Source organism: Actinomyces ruminicola (genome assembly GCF_900103885.1).
Classification (GTDB): domain Bacteria; phylum Actinomycetota; class Actinomycetes; order Actinomycetales; family Actinomycetaceae; genus Actinomyces; species Actinomyces ruminicola.
Window position 1 is genome coordinate 1 of sequence record NZ_FNIM01000037.1, and the last position, 1,834, is coordinate 1,834.

At 67.6% G+C, this 1,834-nt stretch carries 2 protein-coding genes; one reads left to right on the forward strand and one right to left on the reverse strand.

Annotated features, from left to right (window positions below; translation table 11 throughout):
* Positions 1-202: 202 nt before the first annotated feature.
* The gene (locus BLR49_RS12895; RefSeq protein WP_092538253.1) at positions 203-466 is read right to left on the reverse strand and encodes a hypothetical protein; all 264 of its coding nucleotides are present in this window, start codon (positions 464-466) and stop codon (positions 203-205) included.
* A 125-nt stretch (positions 467-591) separates the two neighbouring features.
* Here BLR49_RS12895 and BLR49_RS12900 point away from each other — a divergent pair, with 125 nt between their 5' ends.
* Complete coding sequence (locus tag BLR49_RS12900) at positions 592-1,605, forward strand: LacI family DNA-binding transcriptional regulator (protein ID WP_086616058.1); 1,014 nt, start codon at positions 592-594, stop codon at positions 1,603-1,605.
* Positions 1,606-1,834: the final 229 nt, after the last annotated feature.

Genomic DNA, 1,834 nt, shown 5'->3' on the forward strand with positions numbered 1-1,834 from the left:
CCCTGTAGTTGCCCGACGGCAACCGACTGATGTTCCCGAACGAACGCCGCTTCCTCATGCCTGCCTCCAAACTGTTCCACGCACCGCGTGGCACCTACGTGGAATAACTCTAGCAGACTCGGTGGGACTCAATGGGACTCAATGAGGAACAGCCTCAAACTAAACCCGCACGCTTCCAACGAATACTCCCCACAAACCCGCGTCAAACCCGAAGGACGGAACCATGCGAGTCCCAAACCCGCCCCCATTCGGGGTGGGGTAAGGCCAGGTGCTCGGCGTGCACCCGGCGGGGGGAGTCGAACAGGCGGAAGAACCACAGACCGCTCAGGTCCGTGAATCCCCGGGAACGCGCCCGGTCCCGGGTGGCGGCCGCCTCGGGGGAGTCGTATCCGAAGAAGTAGGCCCGTGCCGGCAGGCGGTGCCGGTGGGGCAGACCCGGGTTCTCCCAGTCGTTCGCATGCGCCATTGACGTGCTCCTTGATTTGTGGAACCGCTTCCACGCTCTTGTGGAAGCGGTTCCACAATCTAGGGCGCCCCGCCCGTCGATGCAAGTGGGATGCAAGAATCGAGATGTTCTAGCAGGATGGGCCCGTGACATCTCCGGGCAGGCGCGTGACCATCGCCGACGTCGCCCGCGCCGCGGGCGTGGCGCCGTCGACGGTCTCCCGTGCGCTCAACGGTTCCCCCAAGTGCAAGCCGGCCACGCGCGAGCGCGTCATGCGCGCCGTGGAGCAGACGGGATTCGTCGTCAACCGGCGGGGGCGGGCGCTGGCTGTGGGGCGCTCCGAGGCGATCGCCCTGCTGTTCACCGATCCCTTCGCCGAGCTGTTCACCGACCCCACCTACGCGCGCCTGTGCGAGGGGATCGTCTCGCGACTCGCGGACGGGCCGAATCTGCCGATGATCCTGGAGGCGGCCACGCCCGCGGAGCGCGAGCGTGTGCTGGAGCACATCGGGCGGGGTGCGGTGGATGCCGTCGTCGTCATCACCCCCTACGAGGGCGGCGAGCTGCTTGACCGGCTGGTCGATCTGCCCGTGCCCGTGGTGCTGTGCGGCCAGTTGGAGGGCGACCCATACCGGGGGATCTTCTCCACCGTCTACTCCGACGACGTCGACGGCGCCGCTCTGGCCGCGCAGGCTCTCGTGGGGGCGGGTCGGACCGAGGTCGTGTGCATCATGGGGCCGGCGGACAACCCCGCCTCCGCCGACCGCATCAGGGGCTATCGGCGTGTGCTCGGCGAACGCCTGAGCGAGGATCGGATCGTACACACCGGCTGGGATCAGCTCGGCGGACACCGTGCCATGCGCGGCCTACTGGCCTCCGGTATTGAATTCGATGCGGTGCTGGCCGGTTCGGACCGCATAGCCGTCGGCGTCATTGAGGCGCTGCGCGATGCGGGCAGAGATGTTCCCGGTGAGATCTCGGTGATCGGGTTCGACGATCACCCTCTGGCCGCGCAGTACGAACCGGGAATCACCACGGTGCATCAGCCGCTGCGTGAGGAGGGGGAGCGCGCGGCCGAGCTGGCGCTGGCGATGATCGAGGGCGAGGCGCCTCAAACAGTGGTCATGGAAATGGAGTTGGTGGAGCGGAGCACGGTGTGACGGTACAAGGACGGTCCGGGACATGAGCCCGGCGCTGCCGCCGACGAGTCGCAGCCGAAAGTACCTTCTCGCTGTCGAGTGAGGGCTGCTGAAATGTGTTTTGGCCGGTGGGGTCGGGTTGTCTGTCCCGGCCCCACCGGCCTGTGGCGTTGAGGGGAGCCGGCCCGGGGTTCCCATCTCCCGGGGGCTCTCGCCTCCTTCGCCGGAGCGGACCAGCGTGGGCTCCCAT

Excerpts from the sequence above, each read along its gene's own strand:
- BLR49_RS12895 (WP_092538253.1), bottom strand. The coding sequence starts at position 466 with ATGGCGCATGCGAACGACTGGGAGAACCCGGGTCTGCCCCACCGGCAC.